Source organism: Oceanobacillus alkalisoli (genome assembly GCF_022213125.1).
Taxonomy (GTDB): Bacteria; Bacillota; Bacilli; order Bacillales; family Amphibacillaceae; genus Oceanobacillus; species Oceanobacillus alkalisoli.
The window spans coordinates 1-463 of sequence record NZ_JAKNRA010000048.1 but is presented as its reverse complement, the minus strand read 5'-3'; the positions used below and the strand labels follow the sequence as shown (position 1 = coordinate 463).

Genomic DNA, 463 nt, shown 5'->3' with positions numbered 1-463 from the left:
TGATAGGTTCGAGGTAGAAGCATGGTGACATGTGGAGCTGACGAATACTAATCGATCGAGGACTTAACTAACTTCTATATTTTGATGTCGTGATTTACTCTTATTTAGTTTTCAGGGTATGAATATACTCTTGCATCAGAGTTAAATTTTGTTATAATATAGTATATGTCTGGTAATGAAGGCGGAAAGGTCACACCTGTTCCCATACCGAACACAGCAGTTAAGCTTTCCAGCGCCGATGGTAGTTGAGACCTTGTCTCTGCGAGAGTAGGACGTTGCCAGGCATAAAAGTATTATAATATTATGCATGAATTATAATTGCATATTTCTTATTATCGCGGGGTGGAGCAGTCCGGTAGCTCGTTGGGCTCATAACCCAAAGGTCGCAGGTTCAAATCCTGCCCCCGCAACCAAGGTCCGGTAGTTCAGTTGGTTAGAATGCCTGCCTGTCACGCAGGAGGTC

1 tRNA gene and 1 rRNA gene are annotated in these 463 nt (G+C 43.4%); both read left to right on the top strand.

Features of this window, described 5'->3' with window-relative positions:
- Positions 1 to 168 precede the first annotated feature (168 nt).
- Positions 169 to 284: ribosomal RNA gene (gene rrf / locus L3V42_RS18095) — 5S ribosomal RNA — on the top strand.
- A gap of 52 nt (positions 285 to 336) precedes the next feature.
- Positions 337 to 413, top strand: a tRNA-Met gene (locus L3V42_RS18090).
- Positions 414 to 463: the final 50 nt, after the last annotated feature.